The 6,967-nt window shown below is 46.4% G+C and carries 5 protein-coding genes; 2 read left to right on the top strand and 3 right to left on the bottom strand.

Annotated features, from left to right (window positions below):
- Positions 1-189 precede the first annotated feature (189 nt).
- The 3 genes from SAPGRDRAFT_RS19510 to SAPGRDRAFT_RS19500 are packed head-to-tail and all read right to left on the bottom strand — an operon-like array spanning position 190 to position 3,946.
- Positions 190-1,644 (bottom strand): polysaccharide biosynthesis C-terminal domain-containing protein, encoded by a 1,455-nt coding sequence (locus SAPGRDRAFT_RS19510; RefSeq protein WP_002661221.1) that lies wholly within the window; start codon positions 1,642-1,644, stop codon positions 190-192.
- Positions 1,644-1,949 carry a YbaB/EbfC family nucleoid-associated protein gene (locus SAPGRDRAFT_RS19505; RefSeq protein WP_002661219.1) on the bottom strand — a complete coding sequence of 102 codons (306 nt, stop codon included), beginning with the start codon at positions 1,947-1,949 and terminating at the stop codon, positions 1,644-1,646. Before SAPGRDRAFT_RS19505 ends, SAPGRDRAFT_RS19510 begins: the two co-directional genes overlap by 1 nt.
- 38 nt (positions 1,950-1,987) lie before the next feature.
- A complete protein-coding gene (locus SAPGRDRAFT_RS19500; RefSeq protein WP_002661218.1) occupies positions 1,988-3,946 on the bottom strand; it encodes a peptidase M61 in 1,959 nt (652 codons plus the stop codon).
- Positions 3,947-4,331: 385 nt separating this feature from the next.
- On the opposite strand from SAPGRDRAFT_RS19500, the gene SAPGRDRAFT_RS19495 reads away from it, so the two are divergent.
- Together SAPGRDRAFT_RS19495 and SAPGRDRAFT_RS19490 are read left to right on the top strand one after the other, a co-directional pair.
- Positions 4,332-5,882 carry an SPOR domain-containing protein gene (locus tag SAPGRDRAFT_RS19495; protein WP_002661216.1) on the top strand — a complete coding sequence of 517 codons (1,551 nt, stop codon included), beginning with the start codon at positions 4,332-4,334 and terminating at the stop codon, positions 5,880-5,882.
- Between the two features lie 260 nt (positions 5,883-6,142).
- Positions 6,143-6,796, top strand: coding sequence for a DUF4294 domain-containing protein (locus SAPGRDRAFT_RS19490; protein ID WP_002661214.1), 654 nt, complete (start codon positions 6,143-6,145; stop codon positions 6,794-6,796).
- Positions 6,797-6,967: the final 171 nt, after the last annotated feature.

Genomic DNA, 6,967 nt, shown 5'->3' with positions numbered 1-6,967 from the left:
ATGGCTGCTGGTTTCAACCTGCAGCCACAGCTAGCAGGCGGCGAAGCCGCCGCAAAGGAGCGAAGCGACTTGGCCTAGGGGCCTGCAAGGGGGCCGCGAAGCGGCAGACCAAGGGCGAAGCCCGCAGGGCCGAGCAGACCTGCGAGCCCTGTAAGGGCCCGGCCGCCAAAGGCGGCAGGCCCCAAAAAACTATTTCCGCAATTCGAGAAGTTCCCGAAAAGAAAGTTGGCCAATCAAAAAGGCGCCGAAGAGAGAAGCCGCTCCCGCCAACAAAATCTTAAACCAAAAAATAAGTGGCAAAAATTGACTGCCGTAAAAAAGGCCGAAACTCAATGCACTGCCCAAAATGAAGCGGAAAAATAAGGTCAAAGAGAAGTAGGAACGCAAGGCCGGGAAATAGCGAAAACTCAATAACATCTCCGTAATGGCAATGAAAAACTGCGTGATTAGGGTGGCTACAGCCGCTCCCAAAGCCCCATAAGTTGGAATCCAGAGCAGGTTGAGACCAAAATTGAGCAGCACCCCAAAGGCAAAAAAGATATTCATCCCCTTGAGACGAGCCGCCGCCGTGAGAAAAGGACCAAAAATATAGATGAGTCCGGCAGCATTGGCCGAAAACAACAAAATTTGAAGCAAAAGAGGGGTCTGGGCATGGCTACTTTCATAGAGGGCTGGGGCGAGCTCCTCGGCATAAAAGAAAAGGGCAATGCTGAGCGAGACGGATAAAAAACTCATCCAGCGGAAAGCCGTGGCCATCAATTGGCCCAAATCGTTGAGCTGCAAAGGCCGCAGCAAACGAGAAAACATAGGCAACAACAAACCCGCAAATAAATAGGCGATCATGTTAAAGGCATCGAGCAAACGATAGGCAAAAGCATATTGATCGGCCTCCAGTTTTCCCTCCTCCGCAGGCAGCAAACGCTCAATCATCACGGCATCCATACGGCTGTATAAGGTCATCAGCAAAATGACAAAGGCATAGGGCAAGGCCTGTTTGAGCAAAATGTACATCCGCCTAGGCGAAATGCGCCAGCCTAAAGGCCCCTCTACTTTTTGGGCCAAAAAAAGCGCGCAAATCAAAAAAGTGAGGGCATAACCCAGAGATTGCGCCTGCACAAACTGAACAATATCAAAGGGACCAAAAGGCTCGGCCCAAAGCAAAATGTAAAGCAAAATGATGAGCAGCAATTTATCAAGGGCCGATAGCAAACTGTCGAGCCGATAAAAGGCCATGGCCGATAAATTGGAACGCAAAAATAAAATGCCACTCAATAAAAACTGATTGAGCAAAATGTAGGGCAATATCCGCCAAGCCGCCTCTCCATAGCCCATCAGAAAAGCCGCCCCAAAGGCCAAGGCAAAATAACCCAAGCCCAAAACCGCCTTGAGGCTGAGCAGCATCGGCAAATAGGCGGAGCGCAAATTTTCTTGCTGCGAAATAAACCGACTATTAAATTGTAGCAAACCCAAATCGGCTAGGAGCTGGAAAATAAAGGCAAAATTGAACAAACTAAAGTACAAGCCATACTCTCCATCATCCAAACGGTTTTGGACCTGTAGGTCGATCCCAAAAATATAAAATGGCTTTATTAGCAGGTTGATACCCACCAATAAAGCCAAATTTAATAGAAATGTTTTCTTCATTACATGCCAAACATTCCACCCAAATCACCCATGCCCGGAGGCAAGATGTCTTTGAGCATGTTCTGCGTCTCAGCCGCTTCTTTTTCTGCTGCCGCCGCCAAAACTCGGTTCATGGCCGTAAGCAACAAATCTTCTAGCTCTTCATGATCGTCCAAAGAAAGCTCGGGATCAATTTTGATGTCCAAAATCTGACGAGCGGCATTGGCCCGGATCTGAATGGCCCCGCCGCCAGCCTGAGCGCTGACCTCAATTTGCGTGAGGCGCTGACGCATTTTCTCTTGTTGTTCCTGAATATTTCCAAACATAGTAGACGCTATTTTTTTGCGAAGATAAGGATTCAAGCTTATTTTTCTACATCATCTTCCAAAATGTAATCGCCCAACCAAGCTTTACGAATCTTAAGCTGCTCGGCGCTTGCTTCTTCAAGCAAATTGAGGGCATGCTCTTGTGGTACTTTTACTTTTTTCAGTTTTCCCTTCAAAAGAACTTCCTCAATGGCTAAAGGATCTACCTTTTTGCCCTTTTTGATTCTGCGGTTGCGCTTGCGCATTTTGCGTTTGCTCAATGTTTCTTCTCGCAAAACAAGGACCTCCAATTCATAGCCTTCTTTGGCTTTGCTGGCATAGCTGGTCAATACCTGCTGCGCATTCAAAGGCGTCAATTCTTCGCCATCCCATTTTTTGAGCATATCGCCTTCTTTCAAACCAAGCTCTTTGCCAAAATCATCAATGAATTTTTCATTGGCGACCATCAAAAGACCTTGCTCCGGATTGAAGCCAATGCCGCCATTGGGATTGAAACCCAAAAGCGAAAGCTCGGTCCGAAATCCCTGATCGCTGTACTCAATACCCGCCTCTTTCATCAGTTCTACATAGGGCAAGGGCTCCGTGCCAGCCACATGCTTGAGCATAAATTCTTTGATTTCTGGAAAACCTGTAACAGCCACCATCTCATCAAATAGTTCGGCATCCTTAAAGGGCTTTTGAATGCCGTATTTTTTGGCCAAATCTTGCATCATTTCCTGAATGCCATAAGCGCCCTTAGACAAAATGCGGAGCTTCAAATCAATGCACATCCCAATCAATGCCCCCTGCATATAGACGTTGGGGTATTGGTCCTTGTTTTCATCCAAACAAGTTTTTGACATCTCCGTAAAAGGTAAGTCCTTTTTGAAGTAGTCCGCCGTAGCCATTTTAGTCGACATCTCGTTCAAGAAGTGCTCGGCAGAAACTAAACGCTGCTTAACTTGCACATGCTGGGCCGAGTATTCCGTTACGCCTTCATACAACCAAAGGTGCTCCGACATTTCGGGCTCAATGTAGTTGAAGTAGTGAATTTCTTCCGAATGAATCGATAAAGGCGTAACAATATGAAAGAATTCATGGGCCGCTACATCCCGTACCGTTTGGGCAATGTCGCCAGATTCCCCCTCAAACAAACAGTAAAAAGAAGAGTAAGAGTGCTCTAGCGCTCCAGCAGAACCCGACAAAAAGCTTTCGCCGCCTTCATTCAAGAAAATCAAAAATGCATAATGGTCTACCGGCAGTTTGCCGCCCAAATAAGCCCGCTGAGATTCCAAAATAGGCTGGATTTCCTGCACCAAATCCTTAGATTTAACCATGCCCGTAGGCGAGTAGGTCTGAATCAAAACATCGGCATTGCCCACCTTAATAATAACCGTATCAGCCTCGGCATACATAATCGGCGCATCCACCAATTTATGATAATCGGCTACCCGAAAAATATCGCTGTCCTCATCGCCAGCTACTCTTTCCATAGAGGTGCCGCCAAATAAGTTTTTCGGACGGTCAATTTCTATGGTAAAGGGACGTAGCTCTTGATCATCAAAAAAGCCAAAAATACCGTGATTGTTAAAAACGAAAACCTCATTTTCTGCATCAATATTGGTCCCCGCAGGCTCAAAAACAACATTTTCCAGCTCCGTATCCCAACTGTCTTCCACCTGGTACTCAATTCGGGCCAATTTTGCGCCCTCAGCAATAACCCAACTGTTATCATCGGGATGCTGCACCTCCAACTCTTTTCCATTGACATCCAAGGCCTTAAAGTTAGACACAAAGCGGCCAAAATCATAAATGCTATAGGTGCCAGGCACCATTTTGGGCAAATGAAAACGCAATTCTCCCTCAGCATTAAAATCCTTGGGCTCCAAACTCACCGTCAATTTATCGTCCTGGACCGCATTCAAATCTACCTTGTAATGGTAGCTCAGAGATGGCGCCTGGGCCTGGGCTTGCCAGGCAAGGCCACAAAAACCAAGGGCTAAAAGTAATTTTTTCATAGTATAAAGGGTTTAATGATTTTTATATTTTGGGGCCTCCTGCCTGCGGCAGGCGCTACGCTTTGGGGCTCGCTGTTCGCTCGGCCCTTCGCCAGCTTCGCTGGCTCGGTCTGGCCTAACGGCCACCCCGCCGCATCGCTAGGCCAAAGACGGCCCAGCTAGCCTAACTCATAATACTTCAAAAGAAAAAGCTATACGCCTTTTTTCGATTAAGTAAATTATTTTCTAGATAGAGTAGGGACCTCCTTTTTTGTCGAAAAAATGGACCAACCTACTTTTTTTAGATAAACTGCCCGCAATAACTGATTTTTTTTTCAGAGTCTTCTATTTTTGGATGAACTCAATCGGGAGCTCTTTCCCCATTTTTATCATATAATTATATCATATGCGCTTATTACCCTTTCTAATGGCTGCTTTCATGACGCTCCCGCTCTGGGGGCAGCAGCTACAACAAAACATTTACTTTGTTCAGTTGGCCACCTATGCCAATCCCGACTACAAAGATTTCTCTAAGGTGCACAGCCAAGGCTACCTCTTTGCCGAAATGCAACCCACGGGCCTCTATCAGGTGCTGATGGGCACCTATAGTAATTATAGTGCTGCCAAAAAGAAGCTGGATGCCGTAAAAGCTAGAGGCTATAAAGATGCCTTCATTCAAAGGAGAGCCATTTTGGCGCAAGATGCCGTTTTTATTGTGCAAATGGCCACCTTAGACCAAAATGAAGATGTCTATTGGCCCAATTGGGAACGCCTAACGCCCCAAATTAGCCTACAGCTTTCGGCCAAAAAATTACGGATTGCCGCTGGTCCTTACAATAGCCAAGCCGAAGCCGATGCGGCCCTTAAAATGATTCAGGCCAAAGGTGGCCGCCAAGATATGATTGTCCGCAGAGTGAGCGAAAAAGCCTTGCACCCAGTCAGCAATTTTGAGCGCCAAAAGTCAAAGAGTTTTGGCAAAAAAACAGCGGTTCGCCCTACCGTAAAAAGCTTGCAGTTGGCCCTTAACCAAACGGGCGACTATCAGGAAAAAATTGATGGCCAATGGGGCCCCAATACCGAAAAATCGCTTTTGGCTTTTATGCAAAAAGATAGAACGGTCCAAAAATACCAACTCCTTAGCCAAGATAATTTCTTTAAGGAAGAGGTAGAAAACTATAGCCTGCAATATTACCTCAATCTAATTGACCAAGATCCCGTACAAGCCGAAGCGGGCCTCAAGCAATTTAAGCATCCCTTGGCCAAGGTTTACCGCGCCTATATGTACCGCAATGGCGATCTAGTGATCAAAAATGCCGATGCCACCATCAACCAACTGATGCAGGCCGCTATTGGGCAGGTCTTTGTCAATTATCGCCAGAAAACCCGCTACGATTTTAGCCAGCAATATGCTTATGGCGATATCCGCCAGCTGATTCAGCATTTGCGGGCCATTCATGAGGCCGTAAAAGATGAGCCCGATGTGCCTTGCTGGTTTTTCCGCCGCCACCCCCAACTAGCCGCCGAGGCTTTTGCCCCTTATTGGAACAATGAGCGAGATGACTACCAAATTTCTAGCGATTGCGGCAGCTTTTTGAGCCTGCCAACTATGCAACTGCTTTTGGCCATGACCGAAGATTTGTCGGGCGGCAAAAAAAGCCAAGATTTGGCCCAACTCAATTTGCTTTATGCTTTTCCTAGAGGATTAGAATATGAGCAAATGAAATCTCTAGAGGCTTGGAACAATGGCGTTTGGCAGCAACTAAATAGCTGGAAACAAGGCGCTCCGCTACAAGCCAATAACTACAAAAGCCTAAAAGTAGCTTATTATAATAGCCTCAGAGCACTAGAAGACTACTTCATCCAAAAAGGATTTAGCAATCGGGATGCTAGAGGTTTGGGTTTGCAGACTTTGCAATTTGCCATTGGCTGCCAACTAGATGCCGCCTGCAAAGGCTAAGCTTTTGGTCCTAGAGGGCCGAAGGCCCGACGGCTGAGGGATGGAAAGTGGGGCGGCGCAGCCGCAGACCTAGCAAAATGAGCGTAGCGAAATTTTGCGCAGGGCCGAGCAGACCTGCGAGCCACGACACAGCCCGACCCGAGCCGATAGGCGAGGGGCAGCCCCAAAAAAACAATATTATCTTAAAAGTCGGCAGCAAAAACTGTCGGCTTTTTTTGGGCATAAAATTGGCCCTAATCAATTGCTTAAATAGCTAAATTATGCGTAAACTACTCTATATCTTGCCCTTTTTGGGCCTTAGTTTTTGGGTTCAGGGACAGCAAGACAGCCTGATTCGAGAAGGCGAATATTTTGGAACCACCAGCTTTAATGGCGAAATTATTCCCATTCTCATTATTGATGGCGACACCCTGCCAACCATTAGCGGCATTGATGTGCAAGTGAGCCGAAAACGAAATTTTGAAAACCGAGAAGAGCGTCGGCGCTACCATCAGTGGCGGCATTATGGCGTCAAAGTATTTCCCCTGGCCCTAGAAGCGGTGCGTTTGCATCGGCAAATGGAAGAGGAAACCAGAGGGATGAGCCGCCGAAAAAAGAAGAAATATATTAAGCAATATCAAAAAGAACTGACTCCAGAATATGAGGCGCAGCTAAAAAAACTGACCAAATCGCAGGGCTATATCCTGATTAAGATGGTGGAAAGAGAGCTGGAACAGCCTTTTTATCGGGTCATTCGGAACTTTAGAGGCCGTTGGACCGCCGTCAAATGGCAAAGTATGGCCTCTTGGTATGGCTATAATCTGAAAACGGGCTATGACCCCAAAGATGACGAACTCTTGGAGATGATTTTGAGCGATTTGGACCTCTCTTATGAGTATGATATGTACAATACCGACTGGGAAAAAGATAAATAAATGAGCACTGGGCGCCAATGCCTGCCTATAGTCCTTAGGCAGGCGGCCCAAAAATGGAATTTGTTCTTGCCGAAGTTCAAAATTTATCAAAATAAAAGAACTTGTTTAAAAAAACAATAGAAAACTGTTTTATCCTAAAAAAGAGGGGATTAGCTTGTCTTGGTTTTTGGC

It is taken from the genome of Saprospira grandis DSM 2844, from assembly GCF_000275825.1.
GTDB lineage: Bacteria > Bacteroidota > Bacteroidia > Chitinophagales > Saprospiraceae > Saprospira > Saprospira grandis_A.
Note: the sequence above shows the minus strand (reverse complement) of the source record. Positions and strands in the feature narration are given on the sequence as shown.